General features: G+C 33.7%; 1 protein-coding gene. It reads right to left on the minus strand.

All coding sequences use genetic code 11. From position 1 onward, the window contains the following. Positions 1-569 (minus strand): hypothetical protein (locus H3V04_RS08755; RefSeq protein WP_198188179.1); only part of this gene is annotated, 569 nt, incomplete at both ends.

Genomic DNA, 569 nt, shown 5'->3' on the forward strand with positions numbered 1-569 from the left:
TTTTGCCATCAATACGATAGCCATCAGGTATTTTCGATTTATCAAAATTTAAACCATTTTTTGAAAAATAAATTCCTGGTTCTGTCAGAGAATCAGGATTTGTTTTATTGTCAACGCTTATTGGATTACCTAAAGTATTTATTTTAGCAAGTGCAGCGGTTAGGTCATCTTTTTTAACATACAAGTCAAAGTTGACATCATTAATCTTACTAATTGCATTATTAGCTACCTTAATAGCTTCTTTAATGCTATTCTGGGCATCTTCATCGTCTTTTAATTCCTGTTGCAGCTGATCCAATTGTTTTTGAAAATCAGCAATTATGGTAGTCTTCCAAGAATTATAGTCGCTTTGAATACTCTCTAGCTTGTTATTAAAATCAATATTGGCTTTGTCAATTGCTGCCTGTTTGTCACTTTCTAGTTTAGCAATAGCATCGTCAGCAGCCTTTTTGTTGTTAGCTAACTGGCTATCGGCATCTTTCTGAATTGCTTTTTTCTGGCTTTCATAATCAGCATTAATTTGGTCAGTTTGAGTTTGCCAATCGTTTTGCAATTTTTCGAACGCTTGG

It is taken from the genome of Bifidobacterium sp. M0353, assembly GCF_016100645.1.
In the GTDB taxonomy this organism is placed as follows: domain Bacteria; phylum Actinomycetota; class Actinomycetes; order Actinomycetales; family Bifidobacteriaceae; genus Bombiscardovia; species Bombiscardovia choladohabitans.